This is a genomic window from Paenibacillus xylanilyticus (assembly GCF_047246825.1).
Lineage (GTDB): Bacteria > Bacillota > Bacilli > Paenibacillales > Paenibacillaceae > Paenibacillus > Paenibacillus xylanilyticus_B.
The window spans coordinates 799,378-820,430 of the sequence record NZ_JBFOLB010000002.1 but is presented as its reverse complement, the minus strand read 5'-3'; the positions used below and the strand labels follow the sequence as shown (position 1 = coordinate 820,430).

Annotated in this window: 18 protein-coding genes; 9 read left to right on the top strand and 9 right to left on the bottom strand. The window is 46.4% G+C overall.

Going from position 1 to position 21,053, the window contains the following annotated elements; all coding sequences use genetic code 11:
• Positions 1-87 precede the first annotated feature (87 nt).
• On the bottom strand, positions 88-357 hold the full coding sequence (locus tag AB3N00_RS18400) for a hypothetical protein (protein WP_413035864.1): 270 nt from the start codon (positions 355-357) through the stop codon (positions 88-90).
• 117 nt (positions 358-474) lie between these two features.
• On the opposite strand from AB3N00_RS18400, the gene AB3N00_RS18395 reads away from it, so the two are divergent.
• Complete coding sequence (locus AB3N00_RS18395; protein ID WP_413035863.1) at positions 475-957, top strand: hypothetical protein; 483 nt, start codon at positions 475-477, stop codon at positions 955-957.
• Between the two features lie 89 nt (positions 958-1,046).
• Here AB3N00_RS18395 and AB3N00_RS18390 read toward each other — a convergent pair whose 3' ends face one another.
• From AB3N00_RS18390 to AB3N00_RS18380, 3 genes are read right to left on the bottom strand one after another with little or no spacing between them, the layout of a single operon-like run.
• Positions 1,047-2,873: an ABC transporter substrate-binding protein gene (locus AB3N00_RS18390; protein WP_413035862.1), complete on the bottom strand. Its 1,827-nt coding sequence runs from the start codon at positions 2,871-2,873 to the stop codon at positions 1,047-1,049.
• A gap of 59 nt (positions 2,874-2,932) precedes the next feature.
• On the bottom strand, positions 2,933-4,447 hold the full coding sequence (locus AB3N00_RS18385) for an ABC transporter permease (RefSeq protein ID WP_413035861.1): 1,515 nt from the start codon (positions 4,445-4,447) through the stop codon (positions 2,933-2,935).
• 12 nt (positions 4,448-4,459) lie between these two features.
• Entirely contained in the window at positions 4,460-5,878 is a 1,419-nt protein-coding gene (locus tag AB3N00_RS18380; RefSeq protein ID WP_413036072.1) for an ABC transporter permease, read from the bottom strand.
• Positions 5,879-6,048: 170 nt separating this feature from the next.
• Here AB3N00_RS18380 and AB3N00_RS18375 point away from each other — a divergent pair, with 170 nt between their 5' ends.
• Entirely contained in the window at positions 6,049-7,794 is a 1,746-nt protein-coding gene (locus tag AB3N00_RS18375) for a dipeptide ABC transporter ATP-binding protein (RefSeq protein ID WP_413035860.1), read from the top strand.
• Between the two features lie 108 nt (positions 7,795-7,902).
• Here AB3N00_RS18375 and AB3N00_RS18370 read toward each other — a convergent pair whose 3' ends face one another.
• The 3 genes from AB3N00_RS18370 to AB3N00_RS18360 form a co-directional block, all read right to left on the bottom strand.
• On the bottom strand, positions 7,903-8,685 hold the full coding sequence (locus AB3N00_RS18370) for a hypothetical protein (protein ID WP_413035859.1): 783 nt from the start codon (positions 8,683-8,685) through the stop codon (positions 7,903-7,905).
• 110 nt (positions 8,686-8,795) lie between these two features.
• On the bottom strand, positions 8,796-9,557 hold the full coding sequence (locus AB3N00_RS18365) for a LuxR C-terminal-related transcriptional regulator (protein ID WP_413035858.1): 762 nt from the start codon (positions 9,555-9,557) through the stop codon (positions 8,796-8,798).
• Positions 9,558-9,575: 18 nt separating this feature from the next.
• Complete coding sequence (locus tag AB3N00_RS18360; RefSeq protein ID WP_413035857.1) at positions 9,576-10,640, bottom strand: suppressor of fused domain protein; 1,065 nt, start codon at positions 10,638-10,640, stop codon at positions 9,576-9,578.
• Between the two features lie 147 nt (positions 10,641-10,787).
• Between AB3N00_RS18360 and AB3N00_RS18355 the strand changes: the two genes are divergently transcribed.
• From AB3N00_RS18355 to AB3N00_RS18335, 5 genes are all read left to right on the top strand, one after another.
• Positions 10,788-11,081, top strand: coding sequence for a hypothetical protein (locus AB3N00_RS18355; RefSeq protein WP_413035856.1), 294 nt, complete (start codon positions 10,788-10,790; stop codon positions 11,079-11,081).
• Between the two features lie 350 nt (positions 11,082-11,431).
• On the top strand, positions 11,432-12,889 hold the full coding sequence (locus AB3N00_RS18350) for a glycoside hydrolase family 1 protein (RefSeq protein ID WP_413035855.1): 1,458 nt from the start codon (positions 11,432-11,434) through the stop codon (positions 12,887-12,889).
• A 74-nt stretch (positions 12,890-12,963) separates the two neighbouring features.
• Positions 12,964-14,388 (top strand): glycoside hydrolase family 1 protein, encoded by a 1,425-nt coding sequence (locus tag AB3N00_RS18345; protein ID WP_413035854.1) that lies wholly within the window; start codon positions 12,964-12,966, stop codon positions 14,386-14,388.
• Between the two features lie 232 nt (positions 14,389-14,620).
• Positions 14,621-15,472: a BglG family transcription antiterminator LicT gene (licT, locus tag AB3N00_RS18340; RefSeq protein WP_175397353.1), complete on the top strand. Its 852-nt coding sequence runs from the start codon at positions 14,621-14,623 to the stop codon at positions 15,470-15,472.
• Positions 15,473-15,601: 129 nt separating this feature from the next.
• Positions 15,602-17,506: a beta-glucoside-specific PTS transporter subunit IIABC gene (locus AB3N00_RS18335; RefSeq protein ID WP_413035853.1), complete on the top strand. Its 1,905-nt coding sequence runs from the start codon at positions 15,602-15,604 to the stop codon at positions 17,504-17,506.
• A gap of 120 nt (positions 17,507-17,626) precedes the next feature.
• Here AB3N00_RS18335 and AB3N00_RS18330 read toward each other — a convergent pair whose 3' ends face one another.
• Entirely contained in the window at positions 17,627-18,508 is an 882-nt protein-coding gene (locus tag AB3N00_RS18330; RefSeq protein WP_413035852.1) for a LysR family transcriptional regulator, read from the bottom strand.
• Between the two features lie 181 nt (positions 18,509-18,689).
• Here AB3N00_RS18330 and AB3N00_RS18325 point away from each other — a divergent pair, with 181 nt between their 5' ends.
• Positions 18,690-19,280, top strand: coding sequence for an ankyrin repeat domain-containing protein (locus AB3N00_RS18325; RefSeq protein ID WP_413035851.1), 591 nt, complete (start codon positions 18,690-18,692; stop codon positions 19,278-19,280).
• Between the two features lie 49 nt (positions 19,281-19,329).
• On the top strand, positions 19,330-20,685 hold the full coding sequence (locus AB3N00_RS18320; RefSeq protein ID WP_413035850.1) for a uracil/xanthine transporter: 1,356 nt from the start codon (positions 19,330-19,332) through the stop codon (positions 20,683-20,685).
• Here the strand turns inward: AB3N00_RS18320 and AB3N00_RS18315 are convergent.
• The gene (locus tag AB3N00_RS18315) at positions 20,672-21,049 is read right to left on the bottom strand and encodes a PilZ domain-containing protein (RefSeq protein WP_413035849.1); all 378 of its coding nucleotides are present in this window, start codon (positions 21,047-21,049) and stop codon (positions 20,672-20,674) included. The two genes, AB3N00_RS18320 and AB3N00_RS18315, sit on opposite strands and share 14 nt — an antisense overlap.
• Between the last annotated feature and the right edge of the window lie 4 nt (positions 21,050-21,053).

The following is a 21,053-nucleotide window of genomic DNA, read 5'->3' as shown; positions in this document are numbered from 1 at the left end:
TGACTATTAAACTTCAGACACTATTGATCTAAATTAGTTTTCGTATGTAAACGTATGGGAGGCATGTTCTGCCTCCTTTTTTATGTCTTACTTTTGATCCCGGTGGGGATCCTGATTGAATCTTTGTGAGATTTTCTTCTCCGCTTTCTTCCGCCGAATCCAGCGCTTAAGTATGTTCTGTTGTTTTCTTTCTTCAAGTGTTTCTTTCATGCCTTGAATCATGAATTCGGATCTTCGTCTATCATCCCGACTAATCTCGCGTAATTCCTTGATAAATTTGTCGTCCATATCTGCCTCTCGCTCATTCAGGATAACTTTATTATACCGAACGTACGTTCTTTTATCAAGTTTTACCATTAGCCATTTATCCGGGGGCAGATTTTGTGAAGAATAGCACAGGATGAGGTTCCTTCCATATGTGAAAATGGAATAGAAAATTCAACGACATCTGTATACTTGTCTGGAGGGTGAGGTATGGAAGCAGGTGAAGAGCGAATCAGGCGTGAACAGAGTCTGGGCATATTATTATGGATGCTCATTATATTGCAAGGGTTTTTGGGCATTGGTGCGATCGTTGGAGGGGGAGTCCTTATTATCGATCCATCAGGAAATCTCATCAATTTACCAAATTCGTTGTTGGAGCATTCCCCATTTGGCAATTTTTTGATCCCGGGAATCATACTATTGTTAGTTCTTGGTATAATGCCGATCGTGGTTGCTATTTCGCTTATTGCTCACTCTCATTGGGGAGTAGGGGAAAAACTTAACCTCTATCCGGATCGATATTGGGCATGGACGTTCTCCTTGTACACAGGATTCGCACTACATATCTGGATTATGGTTCAGGTGTACTGGATACAGATTGTGTCAGTCATTCATCTGCTCTATTTTTCATGGGCGCTTGCGATTCAGGTCGTTACTCTACTGCCTGGCGTGCAGCGAAGATATTCCAGATAGACGACTCGATTAAAATAAACCTTCAACGTATGAAACGGCTGCCATCAAGATCATTAAAAGATCTTAGTGGCAGCCGTTCATGTTTACTTTTACTTGGATGCGTTGTAATTGCTTAAGAACTCTTTTACTTTCGCAGGATCAGACTTCAATTCATTGCCGGTCTGAACGATCGGACTTACCGTTGAGTAGGCTTTGAGTTTGTTGTTCTTATAGAACTGCAAAATTTCATCCTGATTGATGGAGTACAGCACAGCTTTTCTCAGATCACTGCTCTTCGCCACATCCCTATTCTTGGTGTTAAATAGCAGATAGGAAACGGCGTTGCTCGGAATACTTTGCAGCTTCAGCTTGCTGTCACTTTCAATGATGTCATACTTCGTTTCAGGTACCCCGTAATACAAATGAATTTCACTGCTGCGAAGGGCAGACAGCGCACTGTCGGCATCCGCGATAAAGCGCACGTTTACCTGTGAAATTTTCGGTGCATATTCGGATCCTTTGCGGTATCCGGGATTTTGATAGAATACGCCCTCATAGTCATTTTTGTAAGCCAGAATGTACGGACCGCTTGCGTACAGTGTGTTGTTGTACGAAGCACCTTCTGTCACCGTGTTCTGGTCACCGTAAGGAATATCTTTGTTTACGTCAAAAGAAGCCACGTCATAGGTGTTGATGCTCTCTACCTGTTTTTTGGATACAATCCCGGCAGACTGGTGAGCCAAATAGTTCAGAACTTGAGGGAAAGGCTCCGTTGTGGTCAGTTTTACGACCTGATATTTTCCTGCACTGTTATCCGCTTTTGTTTTGTCGGAGACCAGTTCGGTGATTTTGGAATCGAGTCCTTGCTCCAGTGCGTCTTTGATGGTTCCGTTGCCGCCGGATGTCTGGATGGATTCCAGAGCACTGAGGTCGGTTACCAGCTCTGCTTCTTTGATATGCTCGTGAAGGCTGTATGTCCGGTGATCCGGAACGGAGTCTTTATTTTTGGCCCGATCGAGAGAGAAGATGACATCGTCAGCACCAACGCGCTCCCCGGTATCTACTGCCTTTTTGTTTTCAATTTTGGCAAAGTTGATGTCGTCTCTGAGGATGAAATAATATTCCGAATTTCCTTCAGCAATGCTGAAATTGTGGGAAAGTGACCCATCAGCTGTCAGCTGATCATCATCCGTCAGGTTCACGAGACGCACATACATGTTGGTGTTCAACTGGTTGATGGAACCGTCGTTTCCTTTGATCGGGTCAAGGGAAGTCAGTACAGACGCGCTTTGAGTCAAAATCAGCGGATCTTTTTTATTTTTGGAACTATCCTTGAATTCAATCGGTTCCCAAGCCATGGCGCGGGATTTGGACAGGCGTACCGTATCCGGGTTCAGGATGTCCTGATTCACCGCCTGACTCTTCAGGGAAATGTACAATGGAGCGATATAGGCTTGATCCGTTACCAGGCGATCCTCCAATTGTTTGTATGTATCCTTGTATTCTTCGGGTGTTTGGGTAGCAGCCTGGTCAATCAGTTTGTCGATTTCCTCATCCGCCAGAATGCTGTAGTCACCACCCGTTTTGAAAAGGGAACGAACCGCATAGTCCGGGTTACCGGTTACGGTTGTCCAGCTGGAGAGAGCAATATCATAGTTGCCGGCATCCTGTTGGGATTTGTAGCTGCCGTAATCCGGCTGCAGATTCAGCTTCACATTGAAGCCGTTTTTGGTCAGCTGGTCGCGGATAATGTTAACGTCATTTTCGGAAGAGCTCTGGGCGAGCAGTTCAATGTCAACTGGAGCCTGATTCTGAGCGTTCTCTGCTGGCGAAGTCGGGGCCGTTTCCGATTGGGATTCGGACTTGGTCTTCACGCTGCAACCGGAGATCACGATGACGAGAATGAGCAGCAATGAGATCAATGAACGTTTTTTCATGGTATTACCTCCTGATAAGTTTTGATTCAAAATCAAATGAATTAGTCGAATCAATACGATTAAGCCTTTTCCAGTTTCGGATCGAGTGCGTCGCGCAGACCGTCACCGAGAAAGTTGAATGACAGAACAAGCAAGATAATTGCCAGACCTGGATAAATGGCCAGATAAGAGTGCGTTTCCAGATACGTGCTGCCCAGCTTGAGAATGTTGCCCCATTCCGGGATATGTGGTTCAACACCGAGTCCCAGGTAGCTCAGGCTGCTGGTAGCAATGACCGCTCCGCCGATGGTAAGCGTGGATTTGATGATCATTGGAGCAAGCGAATTTGGAATGATGTGTTTGAAGATGATGGAACGATTGTTATAACCGAGAGCGCGCGCAGCCTCCACGAATTCAAAAGTAGAAACATACAGGACACTGGCTCTCATGGTACGTGCATAGGTCGGAATGGATCCCAGACTGAGTGCCAGAATCAGATTGACCGTATTGGCACCAAACGCAGCAATGATGGCAATGGCCAGCAGGATGCCGGGAATGGCATAGAGGACATCGAGCAGCCGCATGATGATATTATCCGTGTGTCTTCCATAGAATCCGGAAAAGGCCCCAAGAACTCCACCGATGATCACGGGAATAATGGTCGACAGACAGCCTACGATCAGCGAGATGCGGGCCCCAAATACGATTCTGGAGAACAGGCATCGCCCGAAATCATCCGTCCCCAAGGGATAAGCCAGAGATGGCGGCTGAAGCAAGGCGGAATAGTTGTTTTCAACCGCCATGCTGTAATCAAAGGTGAAGAAGCTGCAGATCGAGATGGAAAACAGGAAGATGATAAAAAACATACCGGACATCGCTGTTACGTTGGGAGCCAGTCGGTCCCACAGGTCGTTCCAGAAGTTTGATTTTTGCTTCCCTTGTCTCCGGTAGCGTCCGATGATGGAAATGCCGAGCAGCAGTGCAAATACGTTTCCTGTGACCGAAGTCAGAATCAGTAGAATGCTTACTGCAATCATCCAGCGTGGAATGATCGAAGCTGTAGTATATTGAGCAACAATGATCAATACAACCAGGTCAATGACCAGAATCAGTAGCAGTGCTGCCATGGCTGGAAAAAAAGTATCGGAAACGTAAGGTTTAAACATATTGAGTGCCGAAACGCCAATAACGAACAGCTGCGTCAGCAGCATATACACCGCAAAGGTATACTCCACTTGTTTTGTTTTCTTGATCAGGTGAAACGCCGCTGTGACGATAAATATGTTACCCGAGCAAATGGCCAGCAGCTGAATCCAGGCCAGTCTGCGGGTTGATGTTGAAATATGTCCGTGCCGGATCAAGTCCTTTCGGATGAGCAGCATCAGGACACTCTGAATGATGGTGAAAAACAGGTAGATGAACAGTGCAGTCAGCAGAAAAGATCTGAACTCCTGACGGCCCAGGTCATAACTGTTGAACAGCAGCAATACCGTCAATAAGAGAGAAGTGACCCATGCGAAACTGGCTTGGCTGTATTCTGGTGAAGATTTAAGCCGGAAACGCGCTTCTTGTGTTAAGGAACCCGATTTTGTCATAGTGCACCTGCTTTAATATTGTTTCATCTTGGAACGTACTCTCGGATCGATAAAGGCATACAACAGATCAACAATTACGTTAATGATGGAAATGGTAATCGCTGTATACACTACTCCGCCCATGATACTCGGAATATCAGGAATAAACTGTTTATCTACAATGTAACTGCCGAGTCCGCTAATATTGAACACTTTCTCCGTTACGGCAGCTCCGCCGAGCATACCTCCAAATTGCAATCCAACTACGGTTACGATGGGAATCAAGGCATTGCGTACCGCGTGTTTCAGCAGTACATTTCGTTCACTCAACCCTTTGGCGCGAGCCGTCATCACGTAATCCTCATGAATGACCTCCAGTGTGGAAGAACGGGTCATCCGGGCCACTGCTGCCGTTAATCCCGTTCCCAGAACAATGGTTGGCATAATGATGGACAGCCAGTTCTGAGGATTAAATGTCGCGGGAAGCCACTGCATTTTGATCGAAAAGTTCAGGATGAAAATCAGTCCCTGCCAGAAGTTCGGAATCGACAATCCGATCAGGGCGATAAACATGAATGTGTAATCAAACAGCGAATTGGGCTTGATCGCCGAAATGATCCCGATCGGAAGTGCGATGACAAGGGCGAGCAGCAGGGAGATCACTGCCAGCGTCAGTGTAATCGGAAACTTTCTGGCAATGGTCGCTGTCACATCTTCATTTCCCGAAAAAGACTTGCCCAGGTCAAACAGTGCAATTCCCTTAATATTATTCCATAGCTGAACGAGATAGGGCTGATCCAGGCCGTATACATGATTAAAGGCTGCAATCTGCTCCTGTGTTGCCGTCTCTCCGAGAATGTTCGCTGCCGGGTTGAACGGGGACAGGTATAAGATGGTGAATACCAGTGTAGCTACACCAAGAATGACGAAAATCGTCATCAGTATTCTTTCGAATATGTACTTTAAATAAGGATTGCCATAGACCAACAGAATGAAATACATCAGACAGCCCGGAATAATAGACAGGGCGAAAAACCAAGGTTTGTCTAATAGTGAATGGAACGTATCGGCCATGGTCAGGCGCTGTTCTCCTCGTTCCTGCAGTCTGCGTGACGTCCGTTCATTCAATTCTTTCCGATAGGTCTCTTCCAGCCATTCCTCTGCCTTACGCTTGAATTCAATTTCACTGACCTGCTGCTGGAAGAAGCGATGTTTGCGCCTCAGCTGTTCTTCTACTATTGTTCGAAGCTTATCCCGGTAAGAAGAGGCAAGCATCTCCTGTTCTACCACTCGCTCGGCAGATTGCCAGCCATCCTTTTGGCGTCTGGATTGCCACACGAGGAGCACGACCAGATTGATTGGCAGCCCCAGAATAAACAGAACATATCGATAGGAGGGATGAAGCAGCATTTTGCCATAAATATAACTTACATTCTGTACAAGCCGTGACATTTTGCTGCCTGCTGCAAGATTCAAACCAAGCAAACCTCCCTTCATTCAGGTTTAAATTGCATTATTCCGATTGATATAGTATATATTATTTAGGGTCTAGTTAATTGTCAAGGTATTAATTGTATACATATGAAAGACGCGTGAAATTATGGGAGAAAGCAGGTGTTTACATGCAACCTTTGCTGAAGGTAAGTGATTTGTCCGTCTCTTTTCATTCCGGAGAGAGTGAATTTCAGGCGGTACGTGAGGTCAGTTTTGAAGTTCGAAAAGGGGAGACGCTTGGAATTGTTGGAGAGTCAGGGAGCGGCAAAAGCGTAACTGCCCGTTCCATAATGAGGCTGCTTGCTTCCCCTCCATCTCAGATGAAGAAGGGCGAAATCCTGTTTCGCGGGGTCAATCTGGCGAATAAAACGCAAAAAGAGATGGAAAGCATCCGCGGACGTGACATCGGCATGATCTTTCAGGATCCCATGAGCTCTCTTAATCCGACCATTAAAGTTGGGAAACAAATCTCCGAGAGCCTGATCAAGCATCAGAAGCTGTCCCGCAGGGAAGCGAAGAAACAGGCAATCGCCATGCTTGAACTGGTCGGCATATCGCAGAGCGAGGCACGTTATAATCAGTATCCGCACGAGTTCTCGGGAGGCATGCGTCAGCGGGTCATGATTGCCATTGCGCTTGCTTGCCGTCCTGAGCTGCTTATTGCGGATGAACCAACGACTGCTCTGGACGTGACCATTCAGGCTCAAATTTTGAATCTGATGAAAGACATGCAGGCACGGCTGGGCACGTCCATCATCCTGATTACACATGATCTGGGGGTCGTGGCCGGAATGTGTGACCGCGTCGTTGTCATGAAAGAGGGACAGATTGTGGAATCCGGGACAACGGCCGAGATCTTCGCGAGTCCGAAACACGAATATACGTCCAGGCTCTTGAACGCCTTGCCGCGACTGGATGAGAAGAAGAAACCCAAACCGGTTTCATTGGTCCATAGGGACCTGAAGGAAGATCAGCCCTTGCTTGAGGTGAAATCCCTGAGGCAGTATTTTAATCTGGGGAAAGGCAATACATTGAAGGCTGTGAATGATATCAGCTTTTATATTCGGCAAGGCGAGACACTGGGAGTCGTAGGGGAGTCCGGCAGCGGCAAATCCACGACAGGGCGTGCCATTTTGAGACTGCATGAGCCTACAGGTGGGGATGTTTTATTTAAAGGTGTACCGCTGAATCGGCTGTCTGCCTCGGAAATGAAAACGATGAGACGGCATATGCAGATCATCTTCCAGGACCCCTATGCTTCGCTGAATCCGAAATTGAGAATTATGGACATTATCGGTGAAGCCCTTGATATTCACCAGCTGACCAAGAGTGCATCGGAAAGAGAGAAGCGTGTGGAAGAGCTGCTGGAGATGGTAGGTCTCGACCCTTCACATGCCTTACGCTACCCTCATGAGTTCTCCGGCGGTCAGAGACAAAGGATTGGCATTGCCCGGGCACTGGCTGTGGAACCCGAGTTCATTGTTTGCGATGAGCCGCTGTCTGCACTCGATGTGTCCATTCAGGCACAGATTGTACAACTGCTTGAGGAACTGCAGCAGCGCCTTGGTCTGACCTACCTCTTTATTGCACACGACCTGTCCATGGTCAAACATATCAGTGATCGTGTCGCTGTGATGTACAACGGCAAAATTGTGGAGCTTGCTGAAAGTGAAGAGCTGTATTCCAATCCGCAGCATGCCTATACGAAGTCACTGCTTTCTGCAATCCCGGTACCTGATCCGGCCGTGGAAGCGAAGAAAAAACGGAATGTAATAGAAGAGAGCAGCAGGGAATACCCTGCAGACCGGTACAATCTGGAGCATTCGAAGTGGGTCGAGGTTACGGAAGGGCACTGGGTTGCCGTTTCCGGATAGAACTAAAACGGCGGGTGTCGAAAAAAGAACCCCGGCAGTGATCTCTGTAAGATCAACTGCTCGGGGTTCAATCATGTGATGTGTTCTTTAGCTTAAACGAACTTCTTCTTATTTAAATTGTACGGATTTCTTAATGTTGTCAATTTCGGCTTTGCTTGCATCATCCAAATAAGTGAAGATGAAGTTGAATGCATAACCGTCAATAATGGTGCTGTAGTAATCTTGCGTGATGGTCGTACCGTCACCAGCATCCATCGTGATTTGCATGACATCCATCTCTTTTCCGCCGATGGTTTCGGTTGAGATTTCTTTATAATCATAAGGGAACTGGCTGTCGACCATGAATTTCTTGGTTGCTTCCAGATAGTCTTTGCCTGTACGAATACCCTGCAGCAGGCTGACTTTTTCGGCAATCGCCATAGCGGAAGGACCAACTTCCTGACCACCCAGTGGCAATTCGGAAGCCATCAACAGGTTTAATGTTTTGGCTTGGGACAGTTCAAGCTGTTTTTTCTTCGTATCGTCATCGCCGGCAATGGCATCAGAAGAAGCACTTGTCAGCTCGTTCATTCCTGCTGCATCCTGGAACTCCCATTCTTCAGGGAATTTCAAGGATACGCCGAAATAGTCATTGGTGTAAGAACCTTTTTCGGTTGTACCCAGTTCAACATTTTGGGAATTATCTTCTTCATCCGTTGCTGGTTCTGTAGACGCTTCCGTGTTTTCTGTATCTTCAGTCTTCGTTGCATCCGTGTCCGCAGCGGCTGCAGTTTCTGTCTTGGTGGTATCTTCCGTTTGAGCGGTGTTATCTGCCTTGTCACCGCAAGCGGCTGCAACCAGCATAACCATGATTAACATTGCAAATAGTGATGTTCTTTTTGTGATAGACATAAAACCCTCCTGAAATAAATGTGTGTGTTCTCTCTCTGTAATGTTGCGTACAATAAAATTGTAGCACAAACGTTCTTCTTTACCACCTATAGGAAACTATAGGGGTACCTCTATAAATAAGACAATCGGCTCGCAATTGAAACAGCTTCTGTGCTTGACTGCACACCTAGTTTGTTGAAAATGACTTTCTTGTGATGATTCACGGTACATTCTTTGATTTTCAGTTTCAAAGCAATGGCCTTTACGGTTAATCCACTCGAGATCATCTCGAGGATGGTTAACTGGCGCTCGGTGAACTCCACGGATGGTTTCTGAGAAGGAGCTGCGCACATCAGGCTCTGGTAGCTGTTCTGCATATGGGCAGGAATAAGCTTGGCAATGGCAATCAATTCGCTCTGCATGTCCGCGTTAATGGTGGATACGTCAAGATACCCGGAATGATTGAGTCCGACAGATAGGGGAGTGGCGTAACAATGCCATTGTTGAAAAAGCGGGCTCTCATGCTGCTCCGGTGGCAGCAATACCGGTTCATTCTTCTCCATCGTTGCCGATATGGCATTGATCCCGCAGCTCTGTGCAGTGAAGACCATGCCAGGACGTATCGGGGATTGCTTCACTTCATCTTCCAGATCACAGCTGTAATCCATGGCGAGCAGCACGCCATCTGCATCCGTAAGCAGAAACAGATAGGTGCTGGACAGATTCTCCCGGATGTCTGAGAGACTCCGCTGGAAGGCGCTGATTAGAAAATGATTGATTTTGCGCAATCTTTCCAGGCTGGTTCTGGATATGTATTTAATATGTGCGATGCCGGGTTTAGGTGTCCTGATATCGGACCAATGTTCCAGCAAGGCAGATGTACTGACAGACATGGTGTTACCTCCTTACGATTAACCAATCGTTTCTACGACTTGACCTTCCTGGTCGGTAATTTCGGTTCGGACAATTCGGAAAAGCATGCCGGGAAGTGATGGAATTTCAAACGTCATTTCCGAAGGTTTCAGATTTGCTGCAAGTTCGTTGACCGCCTGCGGATTGACTGTTACGGTAACTTGAGTTTCTTCCTCATGAAAAGAAGCGTTTTCCCCGGCCTCGAAGGTGATGTTTACACCTGAACCGATGAGTGATAAAGGAGCACCTTTTGCAATACGGCTGCGCAGTATTTTCCCGATCAGAACAGCCTGTTTGGCTCCAAACTGAAGCTCGGCGGGCACATTTTTTTGCAGCAGTCTTTTGCGGGAGGGTGTCCAAGCCAGTTGTTGTATGAATAAAAATGCCGTGCTGGAGCCTTCAACCTCAATTCCACGCTGTACCGCCTGTGCCACCGAAGGAATATCCACATAGGAGTTACGCATGAGATCCGTAACATATTTGGGCATAAATGCTTCGCATGCACGAAGGAATCCACGTGTGTTCCACGTCTGCATCATTTCCATTTCCCGACCGGTAATACCAACCATTTGAATGAAATCCACTGTACCATTAGGGGTGGACAGCTGTTCCAGGTCTGGATCTTCCATGAAGGAAAGGGCAGTTAGCAGCGTATCTGAGCCCAGACAGATCGGTCCATTGGCATCCAGGTAGTCACCTGCGCGAAATACGTTTCCACTATTAAAGACATAACGCCCCATATTCTGTAACAAGTTAAGGGCCCATGCGGGCGGTTCGGTTTCATCTTCTGTTCGGGTCAGACGAAATGTCAGTTCGAATCCATATCCGCTGTGCGCCGGATCATTGGTTTCTTTGTCATACAGCTCGGAAAAACCGTACGTAACAAAGTGCCAGTGAGGCGTTGGGTGTTCCACTTTATAGGCACTGATTCCATCCAGAGGGTCAGGTCCTCCGAGTGCATAAGGGATGGCCGTACCATAATGTTTGGGTTCCTGCTCCCCGTAAAGTTCACTAAATGCTGTATCAATTGCATCCCAGCCGGCTGTGCTTGCTTCATCAGTCATAATGGGTTCCTCCTTCACTATCCAATCTCCCAAAAAACATTTAAAATTAAGTTTACCTTTCTCTGGTATCGTTTCAAGCGGCTTTAGGCTGAATTATGTCAGATAGGACTTCGGGGTATTAAACCGCATTTCAGGGAGGTAATTTACATGAGTATGAAAGATATCTTTCTTGCCGAATTCAGGCAGGAGAGTTGGGACTCATTTGTTGTTAGCTTTGCAGATCGCTTGTTGCAGGTTGATCCGAAACTGGTGGAAAGTGCGAGGCAGCAGGGAATTCCGGCAGATATAAGCCACGTACTTCTATGCGAAATGGGGGAGTATGCACTGGACTGGATGAGCAAAAAGGTACCAGCTTTAGGCGACCAAAGTCCTGCAAGCTTTCTGGGTCTCGCAGATGGCGGAAATGCATTAAGGGCAGCCATTATGCGCATGCCGCGTTGAAGTTCTTCTATTATAATAAGCCTGTTGCGTACTAAAGTTGATTTTGAAAAACAGATATGTTACGCTTACATCACTAGAGGAAAACAATAGAATAATCAATACATCGTTTGATGGATTGTTACTGCGAAGACAGGCAAAACCTAAACTGATGGTGAAATGAAGGCTCCTTTTTTGGGCGCTATTTTACCTTGAGTTTAGGTTTTTCTTGTTTTCTGGCCTGTTTTGGGTCCATGGATCAGGAACAACCTCAACGAGATTTACTGATTATCGTGTGGGTTTGCTCGAAATAGGACATTCTATCTTTCTGACTTGTCATTACCAAATAAATTGTTGAAAAGAGGTTGTTGTTCATGACTACGGCAAAAAAAGGATTCCCCGAAAACTTCCTGTGGGGTGGGGCTACAGCTGCCAACCAATTGGAAGGTGCATTCGATGAGGATGGCAAAGGACTCTCCACGGCAGATATGATTGCCCATGTTCCAAAAGAGAAGCGTACTGGTGGACATGCCATGGAAATCTCCTCTTCCCGGATCGAAGAAATTCTGTCAGGCAAAATCGAAGAGCGTTTCCCGAAACGTTTTGGTATCGATTTCTATCATCGTTTCAAGGAAGACATCGCTCTGTTTGCCGAAATGGGCTTCAAAGTATTCCGCCTGTCCATTCACTGGGCACGCATTTTCCCGAACGGTTACGATCAGGAGCCGAACGAAGCAGGTCTGAAATTCTATGACGAAGTCTTCGACGAACTGTTGAAATACGGCATTGAGCCGCTGGTTACCTTGTCTCACTACGAGACTCCGCTCGGTCTGACACAGAAATACAATGGCTGGGCTGGCCGTGAAGTCATTCAGCACTATGTGAGATATGCAGAGACGGTATTCAACCGTTATAAAAACAAAGTGAAATACTGGCTGACTTTTAATGAAATCAACGTAATGCTGTTCAGCCCGTACACTGGCGGCGGCATTCTGATCGATAAAGTGGACAACCAACTGCAAACGACCTATCAAGCATTGCATCACCAATTTGTAGCAAGTGCCATGGTAACGAAGCTTGCGCATGAGATTATTCCTGGTTCCCAAGTGGGCTGTATGCTCGCCCGCATGGAGACGTATCCGGCGACTTGTAACCCGGTAGATGTTCGTCTGGCTCAACACGAGAATCAGATTAACCTGTTCTTCACAGACATGCATGCTCGTGGTAAATACCCGAACTACATGGCCCGTTATTTCGAAGAGAATAACGTTGTAATTCACAAGGAGCCGGGTGATGACGAAATCCTGCTCAACAACACCGTGGATTTCATCTCCTTCAGTTACTACATGTCTGTGACCAAATCTGCTTCTGCTGACTTGGAAGAAACAACAGGGAACCTGACTGGCGGCGTGAAAAACCCTTATCTCGAAGCCTCCGACTGGGGTTGGGAGATCGACCCAATCGGATTGCGCGTAACGCTGAACAACTTCTGGGATCGTTATCAAAAACCACTTTTCATCGTTGAAAATGGACTTGGAGCTTATGACAAGGTAGAGGAAGATGGTTCTATCCATGACTCTTACCGTGTGGATTACCTGAAAAAACACATTGAGCAAATGAAGGAAGCGATCAAGGACGGTGTGGATCTGATCGGATTCACGGCTTGGGGCCCAATTGACCTCGTGAGCATGTCCACTTCCGAAATGTCCAAACGTTATGGCTTCATCTATGTGGATCTGGATGACGAAGGTAATGGAACGCTTGAACGTTCGAAAAAAGATTCATTTGACTGGTACAAAAACGTAATCGCAAGCAATGGTGAGCAGCTGTAATACGGCCTGGTTCGGATAGCGTGAACGCTTTTGACAAAGAATGAAAAGATGACGATAAGAGAGGAATGATTGATATGACAACACCATTTCCGAAGGACTTCCTATGGGGCGGCGCAGTAGCCGCCAACCAGCTTGAAGGAGCTTATAATACGGACGGCAAGGGCTTGTCTGTTCAAGATGTAATGCCGCACGGGATTACAACACCACGAACAGAAGGACCTACGGAAGATAACTTGAAACTGATCGGGATCGATTTCTACAACCGTTACAAAGAAGATGTAAAACTGTTTGCCGAAATGGGCTTCAAAGTTTTCCGTACATCGATTGCCTGGTCCCGGATTTTCCCTAAAGGGGATGAGCTTGAGCCGAACGAGAAAGGTCTGCAATTCTACGATGACCTGTTCGATGAATGTCACAAATACGGGATTGAACCGCTCGTGACGATCTCTCATTATGAGACGCCGCTGCATCTGTCCAAAACGTATGACGGCTGGGTTAACCGTAAAATGATCGAGTTTTACGAGCGTTATGTAACGGTCCTGTTTAATCGCTTCAAAGGTAAAGTGAAATACTGGTTGACCTTTAATGAAATCAACTCCATTTTGGAGGAGCCATTCATGAGCGGCGGGATCTACACGCCGAAAGACCAGTTGTCCAAGCAGGATCTGTATCAGGCAATTCACCATGAGTTGGTAGCAAGTGCACTCGCTGTCAAACTGGGGCATGAAATTATGCCGGAAGCCAAAATCGGCTGTATGGTGCTGAGCATGCCTACGTATCCGCTGACTCCTAATCCGGATGATGTGGTTGCAGCGATGCATGCAGAACAGCGCAATGATATTTTTGCCGATATCCACGCACGTGGTTATTATCCAAAATACATTAATCGTTATTTCAAAGCGAACAATATCAATATCAAGTTTGAAGACGGCGATGCAGAAATTCTGAAGCATACGGTAGACTTTATCTCGTTCAGTTACTATGTAAGTCTCTGTGAGACAGCTGATCCGGAGAAACGCGTCGAAGGCAAAGGGAACCTGTTTGCAGGTGTACAAAACCCTTACCTGAAAGCGAGCGAATGGGGCTGGCAGATTGACCCGCAAGGTCTGCGTGTAACGCTAAATAAATACTGGGATCGATATCAAAAACCTTTGTTTATCGTCGAGAACGGACTGGGTGCTGTGGATGAGTTGATCACAGACGAGAACGGCAACAAAACGGTGAACGACGATTACCGTATTCAATATCTGAATGATCACCTGGTGCAGGTTGGTGAAGCGCTTAAAGATGGTGTGGAAGTTATGGGATACACTTCATGGGGCTGTATCGATCTGGTCAGCGCATCAACTGCAGAGATGAAGAAACGCTACGGGTTTATCTACGTGGATCGCAACAACGACGGAACTGGTTCTCTGGATCGATACAAGAAAAAATCATTCCATTGGTACAAAGAAGTCATTAGTACAAATGGTGCAAGTTTGAAAGGCATTAACGAATAATAGTGGTTCTAAAGGCATGGTTGACAAGCATCTTCTTATGTCATAATTTGTCACATTAACCGCTTTCACAAAAACATTGTCATATGGATGATTATATGGTAAGATGGGCCTAAGGCTAATGAATAACTGGATTGTTACTGTTCAATCAGGCAAAACCAGAAGCAGGGCATATTTCGTGACCTGCTTTGGTTTTGCCTTTTACTACTTTGACGGTGCAAGGTGATGTGAAGAAATGAAAATTGAGAAGGTGCTGAACAACAACGTAGTTACCGTGATTGATCCGGGTGGGAACGAACTGGTCGTCATGGGACGAGGAATTGCCTTCAAAAAGCATGCTGGTGAATCGATAGACGAAAGTCTCATCGAAAAAATATTCTCATTGGAAAGTAAGGAAGTATCGCAGAAACTGAAAACGCTTCTGTCCGATATTCCAGTTGAATATGTTGAATGCTCGGATGAGATTATTCGTTATGCTGAGACGGTGTTAGGTGAGAAGTTGCATGAGAGCATCTATATTTCACTAACGGATCATATTCATTTTGCCATTGATCGACATCGTCAAGGATTGCAGATCCGTAACGCACTGTTTTGGGAGATCAAGCGCATGTACCGCAAGGAATATGCGATTGGGCTGAAGGCACTTCAGATTATTGAAGAAACACTGGGAGTACTGCTCCCCGAAGACGAATGCGCATTCATTGCCATGCACCTGGTCAACGCTCAGATGAACGGTGAAATGCGAGAAACCATCAGCATTACCAATATTGTCAAGGATATACTCAACATCGTACGACGCAGTTTCGTTATTGAGCTGGATGAGGATTCGCTGAGCTATTATCGATTCTTAACCCATCTGAAGTTCTTTGCTCAACGTGTGCTGCAAGGTACAGCCATTGAAGACAAGGAAGAAGATAATCCGCTTCATGACCTGGTGAGTAAGCAATACCCTGAAGCATATGCTTGTGCAGTCAAGATTAATGATTACACGCGGAAGATCTATAATCGGGTCTTGTCCAAGGAAGAAATACTGTATCTCACGATTCACATTGAACGTGTCGTCAGAAATGAACAACCAATCGAATAAATTTGGGATTGTTACTTCGAAAAAGGCAAAACCTAAACGTTGAATAATGATAAGCTTAAACTGCTTTGTCATTATTCAGTGTTTAGGTTTTTTTTTAATCTTCATTACACATTAAAGGAGCAAAACACAATGGATAAACAACAATTGTCCAAAGATATTTTGAAGCTGGTCGGTGGGGAAGAGAACATTGATCAAGTCACACACTGTATGACCAGACTCCGATTTAACCTAAATGACAATGCAAAAGCAGATAAAGCAACATTGAAAAATATACCGGGCGTTATGGGTGTCATGGAGAATGGTGGTCAATTCCAGGTCATTATCGGAAACGATGTGCCTGTTGTGTATAACGCGCTTGTGGGCAACATGTCCAAAGCTCCAACATCAGAATCGGCAGGAGCTTCTACTGGAGAGAAGAAAAAGAGAAATCCGATAAGTGCTCTGTTTGACTTTATCTCGGGTATATTTACCCCAATTCTGCCTGCGATTACTGGCGCGGGGATGATTAAAGGAATTATCGCTATTCTGGTTGCTGTGGGATGGATGTCTGATACCAGCTCCACGTATACTATTTTGTCCGCTATTGGTGACGGTGCATTTTACTTCCTGCCAATCATTTTGGCGATTAGTGCTTCCCGCAAACTGGGCAGCAACATGTATATTGGCGCAGCATTAGCTGCTGGTATCATGCATCCAACGATTACAGCACTGCTGGAACCAGGCAACAGCTCGTTTGCTGGTATTCCAGTCGTAGCAGCAACATATTCTTCTACGGTTATCCCAATCGTAATTGCAATATGGATTTCATCGTATGTAGAGAAAGCAGTTGACCGTGTAACACATGCTTCTTTGAAGCTTTTGGTGGTACCAACCGTAACATTGTTGATTATGGTTCCGTTGACGCTGATTGCAATCGGACCTCTGGGCTCCATTATTGGTAACGGATTGTCAGGTGGTATTTCATGGTTGTTTGACAATGTATCAATTCTGGCAAGTATCTTGATTGGTGGTACAATGTCACTGTTGATCATTACAGGTATGCACTATGCATTGCTCCCAATTATTGTTGCATCGATGACATCGCTTGGATATGACTTTATTATCCCATTAATGTTTGCGGCTAACTGGGCACAAGCGGGTAGCGCATTCGGTGTAGCTTTGAGAGCAAAAAACGGACAAACGAAGTCCCTTGGATACTCTACCGGTTTAACAGCAGTTATGGGTATTACTGAACCTGCAATGTACGGGATCAACATGAAATTCAAAAAGCCGTTTATCGCAGCCCTCCTAGGGGGAGCTATCGGCGGTGCGTTTATGGGAATCTTCCAGGTTAAAGCTTTTGTAATGACAGGTCTGGTGGGTTTGCCAAGCATTGCAGCCTATATCAGTCCATCTATCAGTACATTGATCTATGCGATTGTCGGTGGTGCGCTTGCGCTCGTGGCAGCAGCAGTGATTACGTATATTCTTGGATTCCAGGAAGAAGCATCACCAAAAGCAGCTGAAGCTCCGGCTCAACCGGCTGCTGAAGTAAATAACACTGCACCTGCAGCAATTGAAACAGAAGAAGCAAAAGCACAAGATCAAGAAGTATTCAGCCCGATTACAGGTGAAGTAAAACCACTGAGCGAAGTACCGGACCCTGCGTTTGCAGAAGAAATTATGGGAAAAGGATTTGCGATTCAGCCGACCGAGGGGCGTGTCGTTTCTCCGATCAACGGAACCGTATTCTCCTTATCCAAGAGTGGACATGCCATTGGTCTGGTTAGTGACAACGGCGCAGAGATGCTGATTCATATCGGTATTGATACCGTGAAGCTGAAAGGCCAATTCTTCTCACCTAAAGTTCAGGCAGGCACGAAAGTTGCTGTTGGTGATGTGCTGATGGAATTCGACCGCTTGGAAATTGAAAAAGCCGGTTACACAACCATTACGCCAGTCATTATCACAAACATGCATCAATATGAGTCAATCGTACCTGCAGGTCGTACTTCGATTAAAGAGCAAGAGCTGCTCTACACGGCAAAAGCTTAAACGATATGAAAAGCAGCAGCGTTTCCGGAAGCACCGGAAACGCTGCTGCTTTTTTTGTTATACACCACTGCAATGTCTATCAGTTACTTTTCTGTAGTCCAAGTCGGTTTGTTGGTGCTTCTATGGGAGCATCTCCCTTACCAATTGCACGAATTGCTGGGCCGGCTTGGACAGGTACCTATGATGAAGCCAGACGAGCGCCGAACCTACGGTGGAGTGTGGGTCCAGAATCCGATAGACATAAAGTGATTGTTCGTGATGAAGCTGCAGCACCGTACCCGGCACGATGGAATTCGCGAACCCGAGCCGGACCAGCTCTAGCAGCATGGCAACATCCGAGCATTCACCCATAATTGAAGGTTTCACCTGATGTTCACGGAACTTCTCGAGAATCAGTTCAAACATGCCGAGTCCTTCCGTGCTCGGGAGCAAGAGTGGGACTTGTGCCAACTGACCAAAGTAAGTTCCACCTTCGCTTGCGGTCTTCAGCGGTTCTGAAGATATGTAGTAGAGCGGCTCCTGCGGCAGATGAAGCACTTCATAGTGTTCCGTTTTTACCGGCATGCGCACGCAGGCTAGTTCAATGAATCCATCATCGAGCAGATGACATAGCTGTGATGATTCATTCTGTTGAATTTTGTAGGTCACTTGGGGATGGCTTGTGCGAAACTGCTGGAGTGCCTTCGGGATCAGACTATCGGAAATGGTGTTCATGCCCAGGGATAGTTTGCCCCGAATTCCGTAACGGAAACTCTGCATCTCCATAACGGCTTCCTCCATATACTTGGTCAACGTGACGGCATAGTCATAGAAGCTGCGGCCCGCTTGAGTCAGTTCCATCGTGCGTCCTTTGCGTTCGAATAGTGCTATGCCTAGCTCCTCTTCCATCAGTTTTAACTGCTGACTGAGTGGAGGTTGGGCCATGTGCAGCCTTCGGGCAGCAGCTGTAATTTGTTTTTCCTCGGCAATGGCAATAAAGTAGCGGCATTGTTTGATATCCACGTGTTTTCACCCTCGCTGCAAAAGTATATGTATTTCGTATGGCAAGCCAACAAAACATGTATTTTTAATATACTATCATCCTATGTTACCATACATTAGATTTGCACACCTAGTTAACAAAACTCGATCTCTAAATGAACTGTGCTCATGAGAAAGACGATGAATTGGAGGATGAGGCACGTTGGCGTTGGCTAAAACGATACATGCCGCTGCTGAAGCTGGGCATACAGATGAAGTTATACGGTTTATTACACAAGGCGCCGGATTGAATGAACGGGATGCGCTTGGGCGGACACCGCTGATGGCTGCGGTGCATGGCAATAAGGTGCAGACTGTGAGCATGTTAATCGATGCCGGAGCCGATATTAACCTTCAGGATGGGCGATTGGATAATCCGTTGTTATATGCCAGTGCCGAGGGCCTCGGAGAGATTGTTAAGTTGGCCATTGCAGCGGGGGCAGATACAAAATTAACAAACCGTTTTGGCGGAACAGCACTTATTCCTGCTGCGGATCTGGGTCATGTAGACATTGTGGAGCTCCTGCTGACAAGTACCGATGTGGACGTGAATCATATCAACAATCTGGGCTGGACAGCTCTGCTGGAGGCCGTCATTTTGGGGGACGGTGGTGCCAGGCATCAGCAGATCGTAGCATTGCTGTTGCAGTATGGTGCTGATGCCGAGATTCCCGATCGGGATGGAATTACACCGCTTATGCATGCCAAACGAAATCGATATATCGAAATGGAACGGCTACTATCGAAGGATTGAATGAAGGTGGTTCATTCCATATGAAAGCGCGAAAGGAAATAAACTATTCATGAACAGACATCAAGAGCATTTTATATCAAAATATATGAGTCAAACATCCTCGCTTGTTTTGGCAGGTATTCAGTGGTTCTTCTTCTTGTTTACCAATACTGTAGTAGTACCCTTATCCATCGGACATAATTTTCAGCTGTCTCCGGATGCTATCGCTGCATCGATGCAGCACGCATTTCTGCTTACTGGAGCCGTGTGCATTCTGCAGGCTTTCTTTGGACACCGCTATGTGGTAATGGACGGCCCTTCCGGTCTGTGGTGGGGTTTAACCCTCAGTCTTACTGTTTCAGCATCTTCCGCCGGCATGAGTCTGGAGCGAATTGGGGGAGGGCTTGCTGCTGGTTTTCTGTTAGCCGGTTTGACCATGATGGTCCTTGGCAGATTGGGTGCAGCCCATGTGCTGCAGAAGCTGTTTACACCCATGGTCAAGAGTGCAATGCTATTTCTCATGACGATCCAGCTGACCATGAATTTCTTCAAGGGTATGGTGGGCTATACTGAATTTGGTACATTTAACCTGCCGGTAGCCGCATTATCGGTTGCTATAGCGTTTCTGGTCGCCTTGATCCAGCTGAAGGGCAGGGGCAAACTGGGCAATTACTCCATTCTCATTGGCATTGTGTCAGGATGGATTGCCTACAGTTTTGTGTTTCCAGGTCAACACGCAGGGATATCGAGTGATTCTGGCGGGAGTTTGTTTTCGCTGTTTCCATGGGGGGCACCGACGTGGGAGCCGGGGATTGTCATTACGGCGTTCTTTGTCGGATTGGTCAATATGACGAATTCAATCACAACATTAAGCACGGTGGAAAAAATATACGGAACACAGACGACAGACCAACAATATAAACGCTCCTATATGCTTACAGGATTGTTTAGCATGCTATCCGCATGTGTGGGTGTACTGCCATTTGGTCTATTCGCTTCGTCAATCGGTTTTCTGGAAAGTACACGTATTTTGAAACGTACTGCCTTTATTATTGGGGCAGGCATGTTATGTATTTTGGGGCTAACCTCTTCAGTCACTGCCTTTTTTGCGCAAATACCACCAAGTGTAGGCAGTGCCGTATTGTTTGTAGCCTACTTGCAAATGTTCGGTACAGCACTCAGAACCATTGAAGGGACAACGTTTAATTCCAAAACGATATACCGCGTAGCTCTGCCTGTTCTAACCGGGGTTGCCGTAATGAACATCCCTGCCGAAGCGTTTCAGGCATTGCCCATTTACCTCATTCCCATTATTAGCAATGGACTCGTTATCGGTGTTCTTGTCTCACTGATTCTGGAAAAAAGCGTGAACTGGTCCAAAATGGAGAATGCCTCCACCGCGAATAAAGCCGCTACTTCACCATGATCTTTCCCTGTCCGGCAAGCATGCGCATCTCTCTGGACAGGCGATCATGATTGCCATCCGGAATTTCAAGCTGCACGCCGTAATGCCATGTTTCGTTCTCCTCTTTGCCCCAGCGCAGCGTTCCTTCCAGATATAAGGGATCTTCAAAAAGAAGCAGATTCATTCCGATCCGGATTTCATTGGACTCGACATGCAGGCTTAGCGGAAACGAAAGCTGGCATCCGGATCGGCTGATATCGATCAATTCGGCCTGAATGGGTTTGTGTGGTGCAGATACGCCGTTAATGCTGATGATGTAAATTTCAAACGTAATGGGTTCCTTCAATGTATAACGAAATGGTTCTCTTCTAAGGTTGATTGACATAGTT

Bases quoted from the DNA above. Each gene is read 5' to 3' on its own strand.
- AB3N00_RS18390 (WP_413035862.1), bottom strand. From the start codon at position 2,873: ATGAAAAAACGTTCATTGATCTCATTGCTGCTCATTCTCGTCATCGTG.
- AB3N00_RS18320 (WP_413035850.1), top strand. From the start codon at position 19,330: ATGAACAGACATCAAGAGCATTTTATATCAAAATATATGAGTCAAACA.
- AB3N00_RS18395 (WP_413035863.1), top strand. From the start codon at position 475: ATGGAAGCAGGTGAAGAGCGAATCAGGCGTGAACAGAGTCTGGGCATA.
- AB3N00_RS18370 (WP_413035859.1), bottom strand. From the start codon at position 8,685: ATGTCTATCACAAAAAGAACATCACTATTTGCAATGTTAATCATGGTT.
- AB3N00_RS18360 (WP_413035857.1), bottom strand. From the start codon at position 10,640: ATGACTGATGAAGCAAGCACAGCCGGCTGGGATGCAATTGATACAGCA.
- AB3N00_RS18315 (WP_413035849.1), bottom strand. From the start codon at position 21,049: ATGTCAATCAACCTTAGAAGAGAACCATTTCGTTATACATTGAAGGAA.
- AB3N00_RS18375 (WP_413035860.1), top strand. From the start codon at position 6,049: ATGCAACCTTTGCTGAAGGTAAGTGATTTGTCCGTCTCTTTTCATTCC.
- AB3N00_RS18355 (WP_413035856.1), top strand. From the start codon at position 10,788: ATGAGTATGAAAGATATCTTTCTTGCCGAATTCAGGCAGGAGAGTTGG.
- licT (WP_175397353.1), top strand. From the start codon at position 14,621: ATGAAAATTGAGAAGGTGCTGAACAACAACGTAGTTACCGTGATTGAT.
- AB3N00_RS18365 (WP_413035858.1), bottom strand. From the start codon at position 9,557: ATGTCTGTCAGTACATCTGCCTTGCTGGAACATTGGTCCGATATCAGG.
- AB3N00_RS18335 (WP_413035853.1), top strand. From the start codon at position 15,602: ATGGATAAACAACAATTGTCCAAAGATATTTTGAAGCTGGTCGGTGGG.
- AB3N00_RS18350 (WP_413035855.1), top strand. From the start codon at position 11,432: ATGACTACGGCAAAAAAAGGATTCCCCGAAAACTTCCTGTGGGGTGGG.
- AB3N00_RS18385 (WP_413035861.1), bottom strand. From the start codon at position 4,447: ATGACAAAATCGGGTTCCTTAACACAAGAAGCGCGTTTCCGGCTTAAA.
- AB3N00_RS18400 (WP_413035864.1), bottom strand. From the start codon at position 357: ATGGTAAAACTTGATAAAAGAACGTACGTTCGGTATAATAAAGTTATC.
- AB3N00_RS18345 (WP_413035854.1), top strand. From the start codon at position 12,964: ATGACAACACCATTTCCGAAGGACTTCCTATGGGGCGGCGCAGTAGCC.
- AB3N00_RS18380 (WP_413036072.1), bottom strand. From the start codon at position 5,878: ATGTCACGGCTTGTACAGAATGTAAGTTATATTTATGGCAAAATGCTG.